We start from the raw sequence: 22,465 nt of genomic DNA, 5'->3' as shown, positions 1-22,465 counted from the left end.
GGATGGCGTGAACCGCCATCGCTCAGGTCGATCCACGCCCTCGAGAGCCTCCAGGGAGCCGACCTCATGAGCCACCACGACGATCCGAACGCCGCGAGCACCGCCAAGGTCGGGTCGCGGGACCTCTTCCTCTTCTGGTCCTGCTTCATCGCCCTGATCGCCACGGCGTTCGCGTTTATCACCCGAGTCTTGATCATGGACGAGTGGCAGGCCGACTTCGGCCTGACCGAGACGGAGAAGGGGGAGATCTTCGGCGTCGGCCTCTGGCCGTTCGCGGTGAGCATCGTGTTGTTCAGCCTGATCATCGACAAGATCGGCTACGGCAAGGCGATGGCCTTCGCCTTCGCCACCCACCTGGGGGCGGCCCTGATCCTTTTCTTCGCCAGGCCGCTGACCGAGAGCCTGGGCATCCGGGGCTACTGGGTCCTCTACATCGGCTCGTTCATCATGGCGCTCGGCAACGGGACGGTGGAGGCCGTGATCAACCCGGTCGTCGCCACCCTCTTCCCGAACGCCAAGACGAAGTGGCTGAACATCCTGCACGCCGGCTGGCCGGGCGGCCTGGTGCTCGGCGGCATCCTGACGATCGCCATGGGTGGCCTGAGCTGGGAGTACAAGGTGGGCCTGGTCTTCCTGCCGGTCATCGCCTACGGGCTCTTGATGCTCCCGCAGAAGTTCCCGGTGTCGGAGCGAGTCGCGGCGGGCGTCTCGTACAAGGCGATGCTGCAGCAGGTGGGCGTCATCGGCGCCCTCATCGTCTCGGTCATGCTCGTCTGGGAGATCACCCGGGTCTTCATGGAATCGGGCGTCTTGTTCCAGGGGATGAGCGACCGGAACGTGCTGATCGCCCGGTTGGTGATCGTGGCCGTGTTGACCGGGGCGTTCGGGGCCTATGTGCATGCCCCCGGCCGGCCGATCTTCATCTTCCTCTTGCTCATCATGATCCCGCTGGCGACGACCGAGCTGGGCACCGATAGCTGGATCACCTCCCTGATGGAGCCGGAGATGACCCGGTTCAACCTCAATCCGGGGTGGGTCCTGGTCTACACGTCGCTGATCATGCTCATCCTGCGATTTTTTGCCGGTCCGATCGTGCACCGCATCTCGCCGCTCGGCCTCCTGGCGGTCAGCGCCCTGCTGGCCGCCTGCGGCCTGGTCTTCCTGTCGAAGTCGAGCGGCTTGATGATCCTCGCCGCCGCCACGCTCTACGGCTTCGGCAAGACCTTCTTCTGGCCGACGATGCTGGGAGTGGTGGCCGAGCAGTACCCGAAGGGAGGGGCCATGACCTTGAACACGATCGCCGGGGTCGGCATGCTCTCGGTCGGGGTGCTGGGCAACCCGCTGCTCGGGAACATCCAGGACAAGGAGGCGGTCGAGCAGCTCCAGGCCACCAACCCGGAGGTGTTCGAGAAGGTGGTCGGCGAGGAGCGGATCAGCGTCTTCGGGACCTACCGGCCACTCATCCAGGAGCAGATCGACCAGCTTCCGGCCGAGCAACAAACCGAGGTCGCCTCGATCCGGGAGGCCGCCAAGAAGAACGCGCTGATGACCGTGGCGATCTTCCCGTGCATCATGTTCGCCAGCTACATGCTCCTCATCCTCTACTACCGGTCGCAGGGCGGATACAAGCCGCAAATGCTCGTGACCGATAAGGAGGAGTCGGAGATGATGACCGGGGGCGTTGAAGGTCCGGCCGAGCTGTAACGAACGACTTGCCCACCTGGTTCGAGACGTCGCAGGGCAGGGTCCGACGCTCCGACCGAGAAGGTTGGACTTGATCGGTCCCCTGCCCTTCGCGTCGTTTCCGACGATCGAGCAGTGCTTGAGATCTTCCCGATGAACTTCAGAGACGCGGATTGGCCCCCTCGACTGCAACGGGCGTTGCAGAACCCATCGACCGTCCGGGATCCCTGGTCGAGCCGGGTCGCGGGGGTCCTGATTTCAGGCTATCTCTGGATCGCATTCACCGACTCGATCGCCACGACCACCCTGGCCGTGGGGGGGCTCGAACCGGCGATCACCGGGGCCGCGCTGGGCGGCCTGCTGGCCTGCGTCCTGCTGTTCCTCGGGCCCGCCCTGCAGGGGCTCCGGACTCGGCAACCGTTGATGGTCGTCGCCACCTCGGCGTTCGGGGTCCGGGGCTCGGCGCTCGTCCCGGGTCTCTTGCTCGGCCTGATCCAGATTTTCTGGTTCGCCGTCGCGGTCCACTACGCCGTCGAGTTCAACCTCCGAGGGCTCCTTGCCGCCGGCCTGATCAATCCGAGAGACCTGCGGGCCGGGCCGATCGGCTCTCCCATCACGCAGAGCACGGTGTACGCGGCGACGGCGATGCTCTGGGCCGTCGCCGCGGCCCTGGTTTCGACGCGGTTTATCCGGTGGATCGCCGCCCTGATGGTCGTCTATCCCGTCTTCATCGCCCTCAGCTATGCCGGAGCCATGGTCTGGTCGCTTTCCGGCCTTCCCGCCTACCGAGACGCCCTGGCCGACCCGGCCGTGACGGCCCGGCTGGAGACCGGCCCCGCCTTCTGGGGCATGGTCCAGTTCGTCTTCGGCTTCTCGGCGATCGTCGCCGGTCAGGCGGTCAACTGGGGGGCGACCTTGAACCGCTCGGGAGACGTCCGCAAGGCGGGGGTCGTCGGCGTCGCCCTCGCCCCGACGATCATCGCCACCATCGCCCTGCTGATCGTCGCCGGCGCCCTGGGCCGGGATGCGATCGACCAGGCCCCCCTCGAATCCGGGGGATCGAGCCCTCTGGCGGGGGATGACCTGGGGATCGCCGACGACTCGCAGCCGCTCCTCCTCCTGCCGAAGAATCCCGATGCCTACCGCCTGGGGACGATCCTGGAGACGCGTCTCGGCGGGATTCTCGGCGGGATCGCCCTGATCGTGCTCGGCCTCGGGTCGCTCGCCTCGGCCGTCTACGCGGCGTATGCCTACAGCAACCGCCTGGAGACGATTCGGAAGCGTCCCCGTCGATGGGCCTGGGGGGTCGTGGGAGCCGTGGTGGCCTATCCGCTGATGGTCACGGGGCTGGCCGCCAACGTCCCCCTGGTCATCGACCTGACGGCGGGGCTGGTCGCGCCAATGCTCGGCGTCCTGACGGCCGACTGGCTCAAGCATCGACCGGCGTTGCCGGGGCCTGCTCCGGGAATCCGGCTCGATGGCCTCCTGGGTTGGGGGCTCGGGGCGACGATCGGTGTCTTGCCCGTGCTCGCTCGCATGATCCCGATGGCCGACGCGGTCCGATGGCTCCCGATGGCCCTGTTCGCCTATCTGGCTGCCTGGGCCGTGGTGATGGGGGGGCACGCGATTCGCTCCATTCGCGGGCGGTCACTCCCGGCCCCGGCCCCAGGGTTGTCCGAGCGATCCTCGACGACCCAGGCGACCGACTGAGCCTCCCCTCCCACCCCGAGTGTTCGGGAGCGATTGTCGGGCGGGGCCGTTGGGCCGATAATGGAAGCTCAACCCGTCGCCGACACCCCAAGACGTGCCCCTCGGAGTCCTCATGGTCGCCGCCTCCCCTTCGGAATCACTTCGGAAGCGGCGGGGGAGAACCTTCGAAGCTCTGGCCGAGAATCCCCTCTATCGGCGCTTCTACATGGGGCACGGGGTGAGCCTCGTCGGCACCTGGATGCAGGCGGCGGCGGTCAACTGGATCGTCTACGACCTGACCCGATCGGCCTGGTGGCTGGGGGTGGTCGAGGCGGCCAACCTCCTGCCCGGCCTGGCGGTGGGGCTGTTTGCCGGGGCGTTGGCCGATCGCACGAACCCGCGATCGACGGTCCTGACCACTCAGCTCATCCAGCTCGCGTTGGCCATCACGCTGGCAACCCTGTTCACGACCGGGGTGATCCAGCTCTGGCACCTGATCGCCTTGCTCGCCCTGGCTCGGGTCGGCAACACGTTCGAGATGCCGGCCCGCCAGGTCTTCCTCTACGAACTGGTCGGGCGGCAGCATCTCGGCAACGCGATCGCCTTGAACGTCGGCCTGTTCAATGCCTCCCGGGTCATCGGCCCGGCCCTGGCCGGGGTCTGTCTCGCCTGGTTCGGCCAGAATTCCCCGTTCATCCTCAATGCGCTGAGCTTCCTGGCGGCCATCGCGGCGGTCCTCTCGATCCCGAGGCGGCATTCCCCGCATGTCCGGTCGGGCCAGGGGCCGTCCGACGTGCTCGGCGGCTTCGCCTACTTGCGGCGGGATCGGCGGGTCGCACTCCTGTTCGGGCTGATGGCATTCTTCGGGACCGCGGGGATGGGCTACAACGCGATGCTCTCGGCCTATGCCCGCGACTCGATCGGGACCGGAGCGCTGGGATACTCGGTGCTCCTCGCGTGCGTCGGGCTGGGGGCGGTGGCCGGCGCCTTGATCGTCGCCCGGGTCGGGGGCCGGCTCCGGCGCGAGGACCTGATCGTCACCGGTCTGGCCCTGTTCGCCCTGGCCCTGGCCGGGGCGGGCCTCCTGCCGGGACTTCTGGGGGACCACCGGCCGTCGTGGTGGCCGATGACCGTGGCGATGCTCTGCCTGATCGGCACCGGGTTCGGCGCGATCACCTTCACCTCGTCGATCCAGACGATGGTGCAGCTCGACGTCCCGGATCAGCTCCGGGGCCGCGTGGCGGGGGTCTGGATGGTGGTCTTCTCCGGCTCGGTCCCGCTCGGGGCCTTGCTCACGGGGCGGCTCTCGCAATGGTTCGGGGTCGAGCCGGTCCTGGTCGCCTCGGGGGTGCTCTGCGGCACCCTTGCGATGTTGCTCGGCGCGAGCCGGATTCTGGACCGGATCGGTCGTCGGGCGATCGGACTCGAGCCCATCGAACCCGCGATGCCTCCGGAGTGATCGCCCGACGCCAGCGATCCGACCTCCGCCCGAAGTCGAAGGGGGCGAGACACCTGCCCCCCTTAGGGAGTCTCGGTGTTCGCTCCCCCCCAGGGCCTGGACGAGCTACTTGGCGTTCGTCTCGTGCAGCAACTCGTTGACGGAATCGATGATCCGTTCCTCGACGTCCTCGGCCCAGGGGCCGGGCTGGCCGTAGTAGATCATCGCTCCCGCCCCTTCGTAGCCCCCTTCCTTGAGCACGCGGAGCGACGGGATGTAGGCCATCACGTCGTTGCAGTAGGCGGAGACGAAGGTGTCGGGGCCGAGGTTCCGCTTAATTCTCAGGGCGTAATCGACCACCACCTCACCCCCCAGGAAGAACCAGGTCAGGTCGCCGAGCCTCCAGACCTGGACCGGATAGGGGTAGGACTGGGGGAGCGATTCCCCGGCATCGAGCCGGGCCAGGAACATCTTCGCCCGATTGGCCAGGGCGAATTGGTCGGCCTTGGCCTCGGCCTCCCACTGCGATCGCCCCGGGATCGGGGCAAACTGCAGGTCGATTTCCTCGTAGGCCGACCGCAGGGGACCGAGGACCGGCCGGAGCGGCCCCTTGACGGTCCGTCGCACGGCCTCGGCAAGCTGCTTGCCATAATTCTCGGCCAGCTCGACGGTCCGGCGCGGCAAGGGATTCTGATCGGCCCCGCACCCGGCCACGAACAGGGCGACGGCATCCGGGTACGATTTCTCCAGCTCGATCATCGCGTAACCGGCATAGTCGCCGGAGTAGTAATTCTCCGAGAGCGTCGTGCAGTGGCAGGCATAGGAGAAGACCACCCCCCTGACCGTGCCGTCCGCGTCCTTGATGCAGAGCACCGGGACGTCGTGATCGACCGGCCCCTTCAAGGCCGTCGCGGCCCGGAGTTCGTCCGCCTTGTTCTGGTCGTTCTCACGACGGTTGACCGCGAATCCGGCCTCGCCCTGGCCCCACGACAGGCGAGTCTCGGTCAGATTCTCGATCGCCTGCCCGGAGAGTTCCACGATCATCTCGCCGAGCAATTCCGTGTACGAGTCGACCCGATGCTTCTGCTCGTCGTCGAGCGGATACATGGTGATCAGGTTCGTCCCCACGACCGGCCCGGTGTGCGTGTGCGAGCAGGCCAGGACGATGCGATCCATCGGGACCGCGTGGCGCTCGGCGATCCTCTGCCGGACACTCAGGGAGAACTCGCGGTCAATCCCGCAGAGGTCCAGGGTCACCATCAAGGCCCGGGTCCCGTCCGGATCTTCGAGCGCCATGGCCTTGGCCCAGAGGTCGTGCAAGACCCCCTCGGACGGGCGACTCCGCGACCCATATCCGGCCATCCACATGGGACGTTCGGGGGTGATGGCGACCTTGGCCAGACCGGCCTTCCAGGCGTTTTTCTCCGAGGCCGTCGCGGTCGAGAGCAAGACCGACCCGACCAAGGCCCCTCCGAGAAGCCATCGAAACACGAGTGCCATCCTCATTCTCCGAGCTGTCGCGTCAAGAAGTGCGAGAACCATCGAACCTGAGAACCCCGTCACGCCTCCGGAATCGCGCCACGGGGCCCATCGCGGTCGAGACGGCCTTGATGATGGGGTGATCCGGCCGGGCTGTCAACGCGCCGAAGCCGTCGGCCGGGCCACCGCGCGTGGTCCGGGTCGGGCGTACGGTGCCATCGAGAGCCCGGGACCGGCGAGCTTGCCCGAGCAAACCGGGGCCGGTCCGGGGTCCGATCCTCGTCCAGGCACGCTCAGGCGCACCAGTTGCGCCGTTCTTCGTTGCGAATATGGTTGATGCCGATCCGGGTGTCTCGGATGAAGTCGAGCACTTCCTGCACTTCGGGGATCGACCCGAGCCGAGTCTCGACCCGTTCCAGGGCCTCGCCCTGGTTGCGGCCTTCCTGGAACAGGGTCCGGAAGGCTTCGCCCAGCGCATCGATCACCGAGGGCGGGGTCCCGATCCGCTGTAGGCCCTGCAAGTTCAGCGAGGTGATGCAGTTGTACCCCTCCTGGACGACGAACGGCGGCACGTCCTTGGTGCTGCCGCCGAGCCCGGAGAAGCGGACCAGGCGGCCGATCCGGACCCGTTGCTGGATCACGACGTGGCTGGCCAGGTCGCAGCAATCGCCGATCTGGACGTGGCCGGCGAGCAGCACGTCCGATTCGAGCAGGCACGAATCGCCCATGATCACGTCGTGACCGAGGTGGGCGCCCCGCCGCAGGATGTTCCCGTTGCCGATCGCCGTCAGCCCGCCCCCCTCGACGGTGCCCCGGTGGATCGTGACGTAATCGTGGAAGGAGTTGCCGTCGCCGATGATCAGGCGGGTCGGCTCCCCCCGATACGTGCGCGACTGGGGGCCCTTGCCGATGACGGCCTTGTAGCCGACGTAGTTCTCGCGGCCCATCTCGAGCGGGCCGCTCAGGCACGCGTAGCCCTCGATCACGCACCCCGGCCCGATCCGGGCCGGGCCTTCGATAATGACATAAGGGCCGATCCGGACGTCGGGAGCGATCTCCGCGTCGGGACCGATCACGGCCGTCGGGTGGATCAGTCCGGAGACTGCCAAGGTCATCGTGACTCGCCCTCCGCATGGGTCGCCCGGCCTGGCTTTGTTCGACCAGCAAGTTCCAGGATCGACCCCAGGGGATCCGGAACTTGAGGGACTTCGGAAGCTCAGGCCCCGCACCGCCGGGACGACTTCCCCGGCGGGCGGTTCTGGTCGCGGCTGATCGCGCCCGATCCTTCGGCCCACACCGGCACGATTCTCATCGAACCGGGGCGATCCGGCCCTCGACCTCGTCGTGGTCAGAAGGCCAGGGCGGCTGGGGCGGAGAAACCCTCGAATCGGGGGCGCAGGTCACGAAGAAGTGGAATCGAATTCGAGCGGATCGGCGCCACAGGTCCGTTGCCCCGTGTCGACGGTCGTCGTAACTCGGCGGGGTGCGATCTTCGAGACCTTGAAATAGAGCAGAACCGCCCGGGCGTAAAGGCCAATCTTCTCGATCTGCGGCCCCAACGTGCCCCTTCACCCCTCAATCGACCCCCGTTCCGCTGTTGCCCGATCACATGCCCGACGCCAGGTTGGTGATGACCGAGATGTACGCCATCACGAAGGCGACCACGATGAAGAACACGAACCCGCCGATGCCGATGGTGAGAATCGGCTGCACCAGCTGGCCGAGGTTCGACACCATGCGTTCGGCCTGCTCCTCGTAGTCGTCCGCCAGGTGATCGAGGGCCTCGGGCAGCTTCCCGGTCTCCTCACCGGACGAGAGGACCTGAATCACGTCGACTTGGAAGAGACGGGTCCGATCGAGCGCCTCGCTCAGCTCGGTTCCCGCCAGCACCTCGGGACGGGCGCGGGCCACGGCCGCCCGGATCGGGGCCGCGTGCAAGACCTCGCTCGTCAGCCGGAGCGAAGTGTCGTAATCGACCCCGGCTTCCAGCAAGGTCGAGAGGGTCCTCGCGAACCGAGTGGTGTCGAGTGTCCGCATCAAGGTGCCCAGCACCGGCAGCCGGAGGGCCAGGCGGTCCATCAGTCCCTTGCCGGCCGGGGTCCGGTAGGCCCGGATGACGCCGAACCCGCCCGCGACCACCAGGACCGGCACCAGCCACCAGCCCACCCCTTGCATGAAGTTGCTCAGCACGATCAGGGCCTGCGTCGGAGCGGGCAAGTCGACTCGTCCCCGCGTCATGTCCTGGAGAATCTCGACGAATTGCGGCAGGACGAAAACGGTCAGGAGCCAGCCGACCCCCAGCGCGATCAGGACGACCGACACCGGATAAATCATGGCCGAGCGCGCCTTGCGGAACAGCCTGACGCGGTTCTCGTAGTGCTGGGAAAGCTGCTTGAGGACCTCGGGCATCCCCCCCCGGGCCTCGGCCACCTGCATCATGCTCCGCATCATGCGGTCGAACGCGCGAGGCTCTCGATTCATCGCCTCCGAGACGGAGTCGCCCCGGCGGATGGAGGTCTGCAATCGGGCGATCACCGGGCCCAGCGCCGTCCCTCGGAATTGCTTCTCCAACGCTCCGAGCGCCCGAAGCAGATCGACCCCCGCATCCAGGTATCCGGCGAGCTGTCGGCAAAACGTCGCCAGATCCGTCGATCGGACCGATCCGAACATGATCCGCTCCAACCACGACGCCTTGCCCGAGGGGGCGGCGCGACGCGATCGAGGCAATTCGGACGGATCGCCCGGGTTCCGACCTTCACCGGGGGGCCGGCCGCGTCGCGGGGACGAGCCGGACGACGGCCCCGGCGTGGGTCGGAAGGTGCTCTGCGCGTCATCCAGGTCCGACGAAGGGAGCGGCTGTGGTCCTCGGCGGGGCCTCCGGGGTGGCCTCGGATTGCCGTCGTCGGGGGTGGTCATGCGGGCTCCTTCGTGCCGGGCTGGCGCGATTCAAGGGCGGTCAAGATCGAACGATCCTCGATGCTCCCACTATTATCGACCCGGTCGGGGAGGCTCGGCAACTCGGGGGTTCGCCTCAATCCAAATCAAAGCCGCTGAGCCGGGGCCTGCCTCGTCACCTGCGATCTCCAGGCGTGTGGGGTCCCCCCTTGACAGTCGATCGGCCCATCGGTCAACGTCGTCCGGTCCCGGGGAGAACGCCCGAAATCAGTGAGGAGCCGAGTCGCGGATGACCGAGCCGAAGCCCATTTCTCCCGTCGTGCGGCAGGCGGCCCGATTCCGGGCCTTGCCCCTCTATGCCTGGGTCGTCCTCGCGGTGTTGCTGGCCATCCCGACCGGGCTGCTGCTCGGGGTCGATGCCGGTTGGTACGAGCAAATCCCAGGCCCGTTGCGGGTGATGCTTCGGGCCTTCGCCTCGGGCCTGGATCTGGCCCCCCAGATGATCCTCCGGGCGCTCGGCGCGATGGCCGCACCGCTCGTCGTGCTGGCGATCCTCACGGCGATCGTCACCAACGAGATCCGAGGGTTCCAGGGAGCCCGGATGATGGGCTACTACCTCTTCAATACCACCGTGGCCATGACCGTTGGCCTGGCGATCGCCCTGCTCGTGCGGCCCGGCGAGGGGGCCTTGCTCGGCGGGAGCCAGGCCCTGGGACCGGGAGAATCCCGGCTGATCGACCGCTTGATCGACCGCCCTGCCCCTCGGGAACCGGCGCCCGGGAAGACCGTCTCGGAGATCGTCCTGGAACTGGTCCCGCGGAGCATCGGTGAGGCCTTCGCGACGAACAACCTGGCGCAGCTCGTGCTGGTCACGCTCGCCGTCGGGATCGCCCTGGCCATGCTCCGCAACCAGCAGCGGAGCAGCGGCCAGAAGCGCTATCAGGCGATCATCGACCTGATCACCGTCGGGTTCGAGATCCTGATGCGGATCTTGCTCTGGGTCGTGGCCCTGGTGCCGGTGGCGGTCTTCGGAGTCGTGGCCATCAGCATCGCCCGCGAGGGGTTCGACCTCTTCATCCGGCTCGGCTGGTTCGTCGCGGTCGTCCTGGCCGGCCTGTCGGTGCAGATGCTCTGGTACCTCGTGGAACTGGGCGTGCTCGCCCGGTTCGGGCCGATTCGCCTGCTTCGGGGGTCGGCCGACGTGATCGCCATGACCTTCAGCACCGCGAGCACGGCGGCGACGCTGCCCATCACCCTGCGGTCCCTGATCGATCGCCTCGGCATTTCTCGGGCATCGAGCCAGCTCGCCGCCTGCGTCGGCACCAACTTCAATAACGACGGGACGGCCTTGTATCAGGCCGTGGCCGCCCTGTTCTTCGCCCAGGCCGTCGGGGCGGAACTGGCCTCGGCCGACCTGCTCGTGGTGATGATGACGACCCTGCTGGCCAGCATCGGCGCGGGGGGGATCCCGTCGGGAAGCTTCGTGACGATGCCCCTGATCCTGGCCGCCATCCGGGTCCCGGTGGAAGCCTTGCCGATCTTGCTGACGATCGACTGGTTCCTCGATCGATGCCGGACCACGGTCAACGTCCTCGGCGATATGACCGTGGCCATCCTCATCGACCGTCAAAAGCCGGGCGACTCATCCTCGCTGCCGATCGACCCCGAGACCCCCGGAGTCACCGACCGCTGACCTCCGGCCCTCGGCGTCATCGCGCGAGCAGGCTCCGATACAGCGCCTCATAGCGATCGACGACTCTGGGCAAGGCAAATTCCGACTCCACCCGCCCCAGCGCGGCCTCCCCGAATGTCCGGGCCCGGTCCGGATCGTCCAGGAGCGTCAGGATCGCCTCGGCCCATCCCCGGCGATCGTCCGGGGGGACGAGCAATCCGGTCGGCCCTGCTTCGAGGAGATCCACGTTGCCCCCGATTTTCGAGGCGATGCAAGGCAGGCCAGTTGCCATCGCCTCCAGCAACGAGTTGCTCATCCCCTCGGCCACGCTCGGCAAGACGAACACGTCGGCCGCCCGAAGATAGGCGGCCGGGTCGCTCACCGGCCCCGCGAAATGGACCCGGTCGCCCAGGCCCAGCCCCTCGGCCCGGGACGAGAGGCGATCGCGGTCGGGGCCCCCTCCCAGGAAGATCAAGTGGCCTTCGGCCCGCCTCGACGCGACATCGGCCCAGGCGTCGAGCAGCAGATCGAGGTTCTTCTGCGGATGAAGCCTGCCGGTGAACAGGACCCGGGGCCTCGGCGGCAAGTCTGCCTCCACCTCGCTCGGTCCCGGGTGGAACTGGTTCGGATCGACGCCGCTGGCCATCCGGACGATCCGATCCGACGGCACGCCGAGCGCTCGCCATTGCGACTCGATGTCCAGTGAGATCGCCGCGAAGGCCGAGTTCCGGAGGATGAACCGCCGAAGCACCGGAAACCCGCGGGTCCTCGCCAGTTCCTCCGCCTCGCCGAAGTACCCCGAACTGGCCGGTTGCACGAGCGTCGGCCGGTCGATCCTCGACTGGGCCACCCCGCTGGCCACGGCCTCCCAGAGGGCCTGGTGCGTGTGCACCAGGTCGTATTCGTCGCGCAGTCTCCTCAGGGCTCGAACCGCCCCCGAGACGAAACTCAGGCCGAATAGCGGGCCGATCGGCACCGAGTCGATCCACCGGTGAATCGTCACCCCGTGAACCTGATCATCCCGAGGGAGCCCCGACCCGCGGACCGACTGGGTCACGACCCGCACCGAATGCCCCCGGCGTGCGAGCTCGGCCCCCTGGGCCAGCGCCTGGCGCTCCGCGCCGCTGGCAAAGGGATGGAAATACGCGAGCAGGTAGCAGATCCGGAGCGGCATTTCATTCATGGCGGAAACGAAAGACGGCGCGGGTCGAACCCCGCGCCGTCCCTTGGTGTGGTCTCATTCCGCCGACCCGACGCGACCCGACCCGATCGGCCGGCGAGGACGACTCGCTCAATAATCGAGCACGAGCTTGGAATAATCCCGCCCCATGCGGTCGTAGATGCGACCGCTCATCACCGTGATCAGCGGGTAGGTCCGGGTCGGGGCGTCCCCGTTCGTCCCGGAGACGACGATGGACCAGTCGCCATCGGGGAGGAACTCACCGAGCTGGAATTCCCCCCGCTCGTTGGTCACGGCCTGACGCTCAGCGAAGGTCGCGATCGTGTTCGAGAACCGCACAACCGCCCCCGCTACCGGGCGGCCGGTTTCTTCGTCACGCACCCTGCCCTGCACCATTCGCGTCGCCGCGGCGAGGCTCGATCCCGGCACGCCCCCCGAGAAGGCCGGTCGTTGCGACTCCCGGAACTCCTCAAACGGCAAGGACGGCAGCGGGCCGATCCCGTCGATCGAACCGTCATCACTCGGGGCCGGCAGATCCGGAGGGCTAAGCGGCTCCGGCTCGATCGAGCGGTCCGGCTGGCCTTGGCTCGGCGTCGGTTCGGGCTGGGACGGCGTCTGGGGCTGAGGCTCGGGGCGAGGATCGATCGCCTGGTTCTCCAGGGCCGGCGCCCGCCCGACGCCCGGGGGATTCCCCCGCTGCCGATTCTGCTCGATCGAGAGCCCCGGCTCCGACTGCCGCTGGGGCGCCGAGCTCCCGGCCGGGGTGGACGGGCGATCCACGTAAATCGGCGCCGCCGACTCGACGATCGGCGCATCGTAAACCACGCTCGACGGATACACGATGCTCGACGGATACACCACGCTCGACGGGCTGACGAACCGCGTCGTCGACAGCACCGAGGTCGGGAGGTACGACGTCGCCACCAGATCGCTCGAGTAGTACCGCGTGGGTCGCAGGATCGAGCCGCCCACGAGATAGCTGGTCGGCAAGAGCGCGGTCGACGCGGACCGGTAGATCGTCGGTGCCAGCGTGTAACGCGCCGGCCGATAGACGACCGAGGAGGTCGGCACCAGGTACGAGGTCGACACAATCGACGTCGTCGGGACCACATACGACGAGACCGTCGGCACGACCGAGACGGTCTCGATCGGACTGATGTAGGTCGTCTCTCTCGGACCGAACAGCCCGAGTCCGTTGGCCTGGGCCGTCGTCGGCCCGAGGCTCACCACCAGGGCAATCAGCCCCGCGAGCGGGAGTGGGCGGAGGAACCGGGTCATGGGAGTCATCTCCAGGGAAATCAGTCCGGCGACCGGGTTCGACGCACGCAACGCGCCGAGGACGCCTGATCGACCGATCCAATACTTACTACCATACCACTCCGATCGACCACGACAAGCGGTACGATATGACGCAACGCGTTCACTCGGGGTGATCCTGGGAGAATGACCAGGGAACAAATTGCGTGCCGGGTCGTCCTTTGCGAAACTGCGGGAGGCCGTGACCACCGCTCTTGCGAGGAGGAACCCCCATGTCTCAGCCCCGCCCGGCGTCCGACATCCTCGACCGCGATTTCCTCGAAATTCGATCGAAGATCCTCGACCTCGCCGCGTCGCTCGATCGCCTCGACCGCGCATCGGACCGCGATCGCGTTGAGAATGACCCTCGACTCGACCAGTGCCGGACCGCCATCGAAACCCTCCTCCGCTCCGAACCGAACCGGGCCGAGGCGATCCAGATCCTCTTCTCCGACCCTTACCAGGCCGACTGGCGGCAACACTTGCCCGTCGCCCCCCGATTGGGATAAGCACCCTCCCTCCTCCCTGACCCCCCTTCGCTTCCCTCCTCGTCTCAAGGGGCTCGCGAGCGACCGGTTCCCTGAGCGTTTCTTGCCGATGCCGGCCCCCCGCGATCGCCCCGATCGGGTGCGACTCATTCCCTTTTTGAAGAATCGGGATTGTATTTCGGGTTCGAATTGAACAAGAATCAAACAAAGCGGCCGAGTCCGGCCAGGCCCGTTCTGTCTCGATGGGGACGCTGTATGACCCTGCTCCGCCCGACGCTCACCCTGGTGCTCGTCCTTTCGATCAGGCCGGTGATGGTCATGGCGACGGAGGAGCCGGCCGAGCCGCTGACCTTCGAACATGAGATCCGACCGATCCTCAAGGCCTACTGCCTCGATTGTCACGGGGGCGAGGAAGACCTCAAGGGCGGGCTCGACCTTCGCCTCAGGCGATTCGCCGAGGCCGGAGGCCGCAGCGGAACGGCGCTCATCCCCGGCTTCCCCGACGAAAGCCTGATGCTCATTCGGATGCAAGATGCCGAGATGCCCCCGGGAGAGGTGAAGGTCCCCCCCGAGTCCATCGCCCTGATCGAGCGATGGATCGCCGACGGTGCCCCGACCGAGCGCGACGAACCCGAGTCGATCCCCCCCGGGATCGGCATCACGGCCGAGGAGCGATCGTACTGGGCCTTCCAGCCGATCGAGCGCCCGCGGCCCCCGGCCGTCGAGGCGGTCGATCGGGTCCGGACCCCGATCGACGCGTTCATCCTCGACCGGCTCGAATCCCTGGGCCACTCCTTCGCCCCCGACGCCGAACCCCTCACCTTGATCCGACGCGCCAGTGCCGATCTGACCGGCTTGCCGCCCACCCAGGATCAGATCGACGCCTTCCTGAACGATCCCGAGCCGCACGCCTATGAGCGGATGATCGACCGCTTGCTCGACAGCCCCGCCTATGGCGAGCGATGGGCGCGGCACTGGCTCGACGTCGCCGGCTATGCCGACTCCGACGGCAACGGCTCGCAGGACACCCCTCGCCCCTTCGCCTACAAGTATCGCGATTACGTCATCCGAGCCCTGAACGCCGACAAGCCGCTCGACCGGTTCATCATCGAGCAACTGGCCGGCGATGAACTCGTCCCGCGTCCCTGGTCGGACCTGACAGACGATCAGCAAGAAACCCTCGCCGCCACCGGCTTCCTGCGGACCGTCGCCGACCCGACGTCGACCGGAGGGGGCGACCTGGCCCTCGACGCCAATCAGGTCGTGGCCGATACCCTCAAGGTCGTCGGCTCCTCGATGCTCGGCCTGACCGTCGGGTGTGCCCAGTGCCACGACCACCGCTACGACCCGATCCCCCATGCCGATTACTTCCGCCTCCGGGCCGTCTTCGAGCCGGCCCTCAACCCGCAGCAGTGGCGGCGGCCCTCGCAACGGCTCGTTTCCCTCCTGACCGATGAGGAGCGGAGCCGTTCCGAGGCGATCGAGGCCGAGGCCCAGACACTTCAAGCCGCCGTCGATGAGAAGACCCGGACCTTCATCGCGGCCGCGTTCGACGAGGAGCTGAAGAAGTTCCCCGAGGACCGTCGCGACGCCCTCCGCGATGCCTTCGAAACCCCCGCCGACCAGCGCAGTGACGACCAGAAGGCCCTGCTCGCCGCCAATCCGAGCCTCAACATCTCCGCCGGCACGCTCTATCAGTACAACCCGAAGGCGGCCGACGAGCTGAAGGCCGACCGCGAGCAGGTGGCCGCCAAGCGGGCCGAGAAACCGGTCGAGGACTTCATCGCCGTCCTCGACGAGATCCCCGACGTCCGGCCCGAGACCCGCCTGTTCCATCGCGGCGACCACCGCCAGCCGCTCGACCCCGTTGCGCCCGGCGGCCTGACCGTCGTCGCCCCCGAGGGGGAACGCTTCGAGATCCCGGACGACGACCCCGGCGTGCCCACCTCCGGCCGCCGCCTCGCCTATGCCCGTCACCTCGTCAGCGGGGAGCATCCCCTGGTCGGCCGGGTGCTGGCCAACCGGGTCTGGATGCACCACTTCGGCCGAGGCCTGGTCGAGACCCCCGGCGACTTCGGCATCCTCGGGCAGCGACCCTCGCATCCCGAACTGCTGGATTGGCTCGCGACCGAGCTGGTCCGCCGGGGCTGGAGCCTCAAAGCATTCCATCGCCTGATCATGACCTCGACCGTCTATCGCCAGTCGTCACGGATTGACCCGGGGCTTGACGCGATCGACTCTTCCAATACATATCTCGGCCGATTCCCGGTCCGTCGCCTCGACGCGGAAATCGTCCGGGACCGGATCCTGGCCGCCAGCGGCCGGCTCGACCGCTCGCCGTTCGGGCCCGCCATCCCCGCCGTCGAAGGGACCTTCGGCGAGGCGATCCCCGAGGGGAACGTGCCCCGTCGCAGCATCTACGTGCAGGTCCGCAGGTCGCAGCCCATCTCGTTCCTGGCGGCGTTTGACGCCCCGTTGATGGATGTCAACTGCGACCGCCGCACCCTCAGCACCTCCGCCCCCCAGGCGCTGATGCTCATGAACAGCCCCTTCGTGGTCAGCGAGGCCGAGGCCATGGCCGATCGCCTGATCGCCGAGACCCCCGCCGACTTCGCGACCGACCGGCTCGATGCCGCCCCCTGGGACGACGCCGAATCGTTCCGGGGCGATCACGGGGCCACCATGCCTCAGATGATCGCCTATGCCTGGACCCTGGCCTACCAGCGACCCATCTCGCCCGAGGAACTCGACCTCGCTCGTGCCTTCGTGACGACCCAGCGTAGCGTCCTTCCTCCGGAGCAGGCCGAATCCGGCCCCGATCGGGCGGTGCTCGCCAACCTCTGCCATCAACTCCTCAGTTCGAACGAGTTTCTCTATGTCGACTGATCCGTCTCGATGGGGCCGGCGAGCCTTCCTGGCGAACACCGGGTTCGGCGTCGGGGCGTTCGCCCTCGCCTCCTTGCTCAAGCAAGAGGGCGTCCTGGCCGAGTCTCCCCAGAAGCCGAACGAGAACCTGCCGCTCGATTTGGCGGCGCGTCCCCCCATGTTCGCCCCCAAGGCGAACGCGATGATCTCGCTGTTCATGCACGGGGGCCCCTCTCACGTCGACCTGCTCGACCCGAAGCCCGAGCTCTCCCGGCTGCACGGGAAGCAGTACGACGGCGACATCGCTTTCAGCTTCATCAATCGCGCCAGCAAGACCCTGATGGGGACCCCCTGGAAATTCCGGAAGCACGGCGAGTGCGGGACCGAGGTCTCCGAACTCCTGCCCGAGATCGCCGGGGTCGTCGACGACCTCTGCGTGATCCGGTCGATGCACACCGGGCACAACGGGCACGAGGTCTCGATTCGATACTTCCACGGCGGCCTCGCCGGGATCACCGGCCGACCCACCCTCGGCAGTTGGATCGTCTACGGCCTCGGCAGCGAGTCGGAGGAACTCCCCGCGTACATGGTCCTGTCCGACCCCGGCGGCCAGCCGGTCGACGGCTCCCACAACTGGTCGAGCGGGTTCATGCCCCCGCTGTACCAGGGGACTGTTCTGCGCCCGCAGGAGCCTCGGATCCTCAACCTCGATCCCCCGACGCATCTCCGGGGGACCATCCAGGAGAACAACCTCTCCTTCCTCGATCAGCTCAACCGGCGCCACCTGGAGCAACACCCCGGCGAGGACGACCTCGAATCCCGGATCCGGAGCTACGAGCTGGCTGCCTCCATGCAAGTCGCGGCCAAGGAGGCGCTCGACGTCTCCGGAGAGCCCGACTCCATCAAGCGCATGTACGGGCTCGACCACGACGACACCCGAGAGTACGGCACCCGATGCCTCATCGCCCGCCGCCTGGTCGAGCGCGGCGTCCGGTTCGTCCAACTCTTCCTGGGTGGTCAGCCCTGGGACAACCACAACTCGATCAAGTCGACCCTGCCCGGCATCTGCCGCCGGACCGACCGTCCCGCCGCCGCCCTGGTCAAGGACCTCAAGCAGCGCGGCCTGCTCGACACGACCCTGGTCCACTGGGGGGGCGAGATCGGCCGACTCCCCGTCACCGAGGGGGACCTGAACGACTCGGCCGGCCGCGACCACAACGGCCAGGGATTCTCCATCTGGATGGCCGGCGGGGGCATCAAGGGCGGCATGACCTTCGGCGCGACCGACGAGGTCGGCCACCGGGCCGTGCAGGACGTCGTCACCCCGAACGACTTCCAGGCCACGGTGATGAACCTGCTCGGACTCGACCACGAGCACCTGATCTATCGCGCCAATGGTCGCGAGCACCGGATCACCGACGGCCGACCCTCCCAGGTCGTCGAGGGGATCCTGAACTCCCCCCCTCATCGCGACGGTTGACAGATCACTGGAGCATGCCCCGGCCCAGCAAGGGCCAGCATGCCTCCACCCTGCCGTTTCGGTGCGCCAGGATCCGATCGTGCAGCACGAAGGTGAAGTCACTATAACCCGGAATCACTTGAACACGATCACCGATATTCAGTGACTCATCCTGCGCCACCTCCACCGTCGCGTGTTCCGCCGAGAGGCCGAGCACCTGACACCCCGGATGCTTCGCCACGACCGGCGGCGTCTGGAAATCGCTGATCGACTTCCGACCGATGTCGAGGATCGCCCGATCCGGTTCCGGGCGGCTGACCACCGTGGCCAGCACCGCGATCGCCGGCCGATGCCCCGCCACCCGGCAGATCTCCGTGTAGTAGCGGCAGGCGAAGACCCCTCCCCCGGCCTGCAGTTCGGTGATCCCCGGGATGTCGGCGGTGATCTGGTACGAACCCGACCCGCCCGCCGACACGATCCGGCAGGCCAGCCCTGCCCCTTCCACGGCCTCCTTCGCCTCCAGGAGCCGGCCGATTGCCTCGTCGATCGCCCGCCGCTTGGCCTCCGGATCGGGGATGAACAGGGTATGCCCCTCGTATCCCATCAACCCATCGAAGCGCAACCCCGGGGTCCCCGAGACGCGCCGCGCCAGGTCCACGGCCGCCCCTGACGACCGCACCCCGCACCGACGCATTCCCAGATCCACATCCACCAGGATCCCCACCTCGACCCCGGCCTGCACCGCGGCCGATCCCATCGCTCCCATTTGATCCGGATGATCCGCCGTGGCCTTCACGTCTCCCCGGCGCTGCAGGGCCGCCAGGCGAGCGACCTTCGACGGCCCCACCACCATGTGAGCGATCAGGATGTCTTCGACCCCGGCCGAGGCCATCACCTCGGCCTCCGAAACCTTCGCCACCGTCACCCCGATCGCCCCCGCCTTGCGCAGCTGATGGGCGATGGCCGGCGACTTGAACGCCTTCGCATGGGGCCTCCACTGGACTCCCCGCGATGCGAGGTGGCCGGCCATCGTTCGAACATTCGCCTCGAACGCGTCCAGGTCCAGGAGCAGGGCAGGGGTGTCCAGCTGATCGAGCGGCAGGCCGACGGGACTCAGGAGCATGGGCGAAATCCTTGTACGGTTTTCCAGGCAACTGCTGCATCTCAAGGCTTCGGGAAGTCGCCCGGCTCAGTCGATTCGAGTCTGGGAGGGACCTCGGGCCGATTGCCGTCGTCGGCCCGAGATCGTCGTCCGGGTCATCTGGTCGGCCCGACGACGGGGCGGACCCAGGCGAGGAATTGCCTCGCGTCGAGGTACCCCGACTGATTCGCGACGATCTGCCCTTCCGGCGTGATCGCCGCCAGGGTCGGGACCGACGTCAGGCCGAGGGCCCGCACCAAGGCTTCGTGCGCGGGGTCGTTCGCGTCGATCTTGAGCGGGACCGTCTGGCCGTTTATCAGGTCCACGACGCGGGGATCGCGGAACGTGGTCTTCTCCAGTTGGCGGCACCAACCACACCCCTGTGACGAGACCGACACCAGGATCGGCCTGCCTGTCTGGACCGAGTGTTGCCGAGCCGTCGTGTAGCTCTGGTTCCAGGCAATCCCGTTCGCCACCGCCGCCATCGGCAGCAGCGCGAAACTCGCCAGGGCCATCATCGCGAACCGTCGTGATCGTGGCATCATCGTCATGACCGGTTGATCTCCCCATCCTTGTGATCGAAACGCGACCCGGGGGGACGCCGAAGCCCATCGCCTCCGCCGCCCCCAGAACGTTATCGGGTTTCGACCTCGATTGGCGGTGACGACGATTCTCCGCGCTTGCAGGTTGTGCGCACGAATCGGGTCGAGGTTCATGTGCCGGGCACGCCGGATGCTCCGCCGTCATCACCGACCGGACTCCCCCGGCCTGGATGCTCGAGTCCCAGCAGCGCGAGCGAGTCCCGGAAGATGACGCGTTCGATGGCCTCCGAGTCGAGGCGGGGCAGCGAGGTCCCTTCCACCATCCGGTTCAGGTTTCGCAACCCCTCGATGGTCGCATTGACCGTCGTAAACGGGTAATCCGTCCCGAAGAGGACTTTCGACCAGACCCCGTATTCCTGCACGAGCATCAGGCTCTGGTAGAGCTGGAATGGGCGGTAGTGCAAGGCACTCAGATCCGCGTACACATTCGGATGCTTGCGGATGACCGCCACACACTCCCCTTCGTAGGGGTGGCCGAGATGTGCAAGGATGATCTTCAACTCGGGGAATCGGATCGCCACGCGGTCGATCAGCCGGGGCAAGGTGCAATCGAGCGGCGCCTGCGACACGAACGTCGTCCCCGTGTGCAGCAGGACCGGGAGCCGGTGTCGACTGGCGTAAGCCCAGATCGGGTCGAGCCGCTCCTCGTCGGGGGAGAAACCCGCATACATCGGCATCAACTTGATGCCACGCAGCCCCAGATCCCGATGCCCTTCGGCGAGTTCCCGCTCCCAGCCGTCCTGGGTCGGGTCGAGCGAGAGGAAGCCGATCAGCCGGTCCGGATGCTCGGCCACGTAGCGAGCGACGTCGTGATCATCGACCCAGAGGCCGCTCAACCGCGCCTTGCCGCCAAACACGATCGTCCGGACGTCCGGGACCGACGATCGCTCGTAATCCTCGAAGCGGACCGTCAAGTCAAGCTCTTCCCCCGCCTTCGCTCGACGCGCCTGGAGGCGGAAGTCGTCCGTGAAATGGTCCGGGTACGTCCATGTGTGGCTATGAACGTCGATGATCATCGCCAGTCCCTCTCAACCCCGTGACATCTGATCAATCGTTCGAGGGCGACTGTCCCCCCCGGATCAGCCCCCCGGGGGCGATGCCACGCCAATCCCCGGTTCCCTGACCAATTTCCAGACGTCTGGCCGCATGTTGTTCCCCGCCACGACCCAGAGCGCATCCTTGAAGACGAACACGCTCGCCGCGTGACGAGGGGCCCAGGGCGTGTCGGGGATCTCGTACCAGTTCACCCCATCCGTCGAATACCAGACGTCGTTCCGATTGGCGCCCGAGTACCCTTCCAGCACCCAGAGGCGATCATCAAACACGGCGACCTCGTGATACTGCCTCGCGGCCCAGGGCGCGCGTCCGGTGTGCAGGGTCCAGTGCCTTCCGTCGTCCGAACTCCACACGTCGTTGTAATACGTCCGGCTCGGCGTCTGGGGCGTGTCATACGTGCCTCCCCCGAGAATCCACATGCGATCGCGATGGACCGCCGACCCTCCGATCATCCCCCGGGGGCTCCAGGAAGGGCCCTCCGGGATCACCTGGTTCCATTGCCTACCATCGTCCGAAGTCCAGATGTCCTTATAAAAGACCTCGTCCGACGGGGCGAATCCCGGCATCGTCTGGCCTCCCATCACCCAGATCTTGTCTCGAAACGCCAGGGTGTAATGCAAGGCACGCGGGCCCCAGGGCACAGGTTCCCGCTCGTTCACCAACGTCCAGGAGCGGCCGTCCTTGCTCTTCCAGACGTCAGGCTGATAGTGCCCCTGGTTCACGTCACCGCCGATGATCCACATCATGCCGTTGAAGACGGCATAGCCGGCGGTATGCCTCCCCTCCCAGTCCGAGGTCGGGTCGAACGACGGGTCGACGAAGGTGTTGGGCTTTGCGAGGACCCAGTCCGCTCCGTCCTCGCTCCTCCAGACCTCGTTGTTGCAAATCCGGGGGAAATGGGCCTTGTCGCCCGGGTTCCAGCCGCCGATCAGCCACATCGAATCCTGGAACACCAGGGCCCCTGCCCCGTCTCTCGCCGCGAACGGCGCAGAATCGGTGACCTTGATCCAGCGATAGGTGTTCACGCCCTGGGACGGCGAAATCGAGAAGCGACGCGAGTCGACCAATCCCGCTGCCCCCCCTTCCACCGCGAGTCGCAGCCGGCAAGCTCCGGAGACCCGGTCCGGGACCGTCCAGAGCCATTCCCCGCTGGCCCAATCAACCCGGTCCACCATTTCCCAGGTGGTTCCAGCGTCCTCGGAAAACTCCAGGACCGCCTGCGAAGCGCCGGGGAACACGCTGGGCGTCCAGGTGATCCAGTGCAAGCTCCCCACGGACCAGGTCTCCCCCTCATCGGGGGTGGTCAACTCCCGCTCCGCACCGACACCCCGACTCCCTTGCGAGGCACGAGCGTCGCCGAGCAGAACAGCCATGAGAAGCAGCGAGAAAATCCCCATGTCCGAATCCCACCGAGATCGAGTGCTTTTCTGGAGACGACAACCAGGACGGAATCGTACGACGGTGGCGCCGAGACATCCAGAGGGTTGAGCGCGGTAATCGTCGCGAACCCTTGCTATGCTCA

16 protein-coding genes are annotated in these 22,465 nt (G+C 67.1%); 7 read left to right on the top strand and 9 right to left on the bottom strand.

Going from position 1 to position 22,465, the window contains the following annotated elements; translation table 11 throughout:
* Window positions 1-66: 66 nt before the first annotated feature.
* The 3 genes from AB1L88_RS09090 (at window position 67) to AB1L88_RS09080 (ending at window position 4,831) form a co-directional block, all read left to right on the top strand.
* The gene (locus tag AB1L88_RS09090; RefSeq protein ID WP_367096330.1) at window positions 67-1,704 is read left to right on the top strand and encodes an MFS transporter; all 1,638 of its coding nucleotides are present in this window, start codon (window positions 67-69) and stop codon (window positions 1,702-1,704) included.
* Window positions 1,705-1,836: 132 nt separating this feature from the next.
* Window positions 1,837-3,393, top strand: a complete 1,557-nt coding sequence (locus AB1L88_RS09085) for a hypothetical protein (RefSeq protein ID WP_367096329.1) — start codon at window positions 1,837-1,839, stop codon at window positions 3,391-3,393.
* A 112-nt stretch (window positions 3,394-3,505) separates the two neighbouring features.
* Complete coding sequence (locus AB1L88_RS09080; RefSeq protein WP_367096328.1) at window positions 3,506-4,831, top strand: MFS transporter; 1,326 nt, start codon at window positions 3,506-3,508, stop codon at window positions 4,829-4,831.
* Between the two features lie 105 nt (window positions 4,832-4,936).
* Here AB1L88_RS09080 and AB1L88_RS09075 read toward each other — a convergent pair whose 3' ends face one another.
* From AB1L88_RS09075 to AB1L88_RS09065, 3 genes are all read right to left on the bottom strand, one after another.
* Window positions 4,937-6,310, bottom strand: a complete 1,374-nt coding sequence (locus AB1L88_RS09075; RefSeq protein WP_367096327.1) for a neutral/alkaline non-lysosomal ceramidase N-terminal domain-containing protein — start codon at window positions 6,308-6,310, stop codon at window positions 4,937-4,939.
* Between the two features lie 272 nt (window positions 6,311-6,582).
* Window positions 6,583-7,404, bottom strand: a complete 822-nt coding sequence (lpxA, locus tag AB1L88_RS09070) for an acyl-ACP--UDP-N-acetylglucosamine O-acyltransferase (protein WP_367096326.1) — start codon at window positions 7,402-7,404, stop codon at window positions 6,583-6,585.
* Window positions 7,405-7,894: 490 nt separating this feature from the next.
* Complete coding sequence (locus AB1L88_RS09065) at window positions 7,895-8,959, bottom strand: type II secretion system F family protein (RefSeq protein ID WP_367096325.1); 1,065 nt, start codon at window positions 8,957-8,959, stop codon at window positions 7,895-7,897.
* A gap of 514 nt (window positions 8,960-9,473) precedes the next feature.
* Between AB1L88_RS09065 and AB1L88_RS09060 the strand changes: the two genes are divergently transcribed.
* Entirely contained in the window at window positions 9,474-10,877 is a 1,404-nt protein-coding gene (locus tag AB1L88_RS09060; protein ID WP_367096324.1) for a dicarboxylate/amino acid:cation symporter, read from the top strand.
* A gap of 16 nt (window positions 10,878-10,893) precedes the next feature.
* Here the strand turns inward: AB1L88_RS09060 and AB1L88_RS09055 are convergent, their stop codons facing one another.
* Entirely contained in the window at window positions 10,894-12,039 is a 1,146-nt protein-coding gene (locus AB1L88_RS09055) for a glycosyltransferase family 4 protein (RefSeq protein ID WP_367096323.1), read from the bottom strand.
* Between the two features lie 108 nt (window positions 12,040-12,147).
* On the bottom strand, window positions 12,148-13,314 hold the full coding sequence (locus AB1L88_RS09050; protein ID WP_367096322.1) for a carboxypeptidase regulatory-like domain-containing protein: 1,167 nt from the start codon (window positions 13,312-13,314) through the stop codon (window positions 12,148-12,150).
* A gap of 251 nt (window positions 13,315-13,565) precedes the next feature.
* Here AB1L88_RS09050 and AB1L88_RS09045 point away from each other — a divergent pair, with 251 nt between their 5' ends.
* The 3 genes from AB1L88_RS09045 (at window position 13,566) to AB1L88_RS09035 (ending at window position 18,165) form a co-directional block, all read left to right on the top strand.
* Complete coding sequence (locus tag AB1L88_RS09045) at window positions 13,566-13,841, top strand: hypothetical protein (RefSeq protein ID WP_367096321.1); 276 nt, start codon at window positions 13,566-13,568, stop codon at window positions 13,839-13,841.
* Between the two features lie 234 nt (window positions 13,842-14,075).
* Window positions 14,076-16,706, top strand: a complete 2,631-nt coding sequence (locus AB1L88_RS09040) for a PSD1 and planctomycete cytochrome C domain-containing protein (RefSeq protein WP_367096320.1) — start codon at window positions 14,076-14,078, stop codon at window positions 16,704-16,706.
* A complete protein-coding gene (locus tag AB1L88_RS09035; RefSeq protein ID WP_367096319.1) occupies window positions 16,696-18,165 on the top strand; it encodes a DUF1501 domain-containing protein in 1,470 nt (489 codons plus the stop codon). The genes AB1L88_RS09040 and AB1L88_RS09035 overlap by 11 nt, the downstream gene beginning before the upstream one ends.
* A 4-nt stretch (window positions 18,166-18,169) precedes the next feature.
* Here the strand turns inward: AB1L88_RS09035 and AB1L88_RS09030 are convergent, their stop codons facing one another.
* The 4 genes from AB1L88_RS09030 to AB1L88_RS09015 all read right to left on the bottom strand — a co-directional run bounded on the left by AB1L88_RS09030 (window position 18,170) and on the right by AB1L88_RS09015 (window position 22,250).
* Entirely contained in the window at window positions 18,170-19,267 is a 1,098-nt protein-coding gene (locus tag AB1L88_RS09030) for a DSD1 family PLP-dependent enzyme (RefSeq protein ID WP_367096318.1), read from the bottom strand.
* Between the two features lie 134 nt (window positions 19,268-19,401).
* The gene (locus tag AB1L88_RS09025; RefSeq protein ID WP_367096317.1) at window positions 19,402-19,836 is read right to left on the bottom strand and encodes a thioredoxin fold domain-containing protein; all 435 of its coding nucleotides are present in this window, start codon (window positions 19,834-19,836) and stop codon (window positions 19,402-19,404) included.
* A 161-nt stretch (window positions 19,837-19,997) separates the two neighbouring features.
* Complete coding sequence (locus AB1L88_RS09020) at window positions 19,998-20,903, bottom strand: amidohydrolase family protein (RefSeq protein WP_367096316.1); 906 nt, start codon at window positions 20,901-20,903, stop codon at window positions 19,998-20,000.
* A gap of 63 nt (window positions 20,904-20,966) precedes the next feature.
* Window positions 20,967-22,250, bottom strand: a complete 1,284-nt coding sequence (locus AB1L88_RS09015; RefSeq protein WP_367096315.1) for a hypothetical protein — start codon at window positions 22,248-22,250, stop codon at window positions 20,967-20,969.
* Window positions 22,251-22,465: the final 215 nt, after the last annotated feature.

Source organism: Tautonia sp. JC769, assembly GCF_040717455.1.
Taxonomy (GTDB): Bacteria; Planctomycetota; Planctomycetia; order Isosphaerales; family Isosphaeraceae; genus Tautonia.
This window is presented reverse-complemented; position numbering and strand designations above follow the sequence as displayed.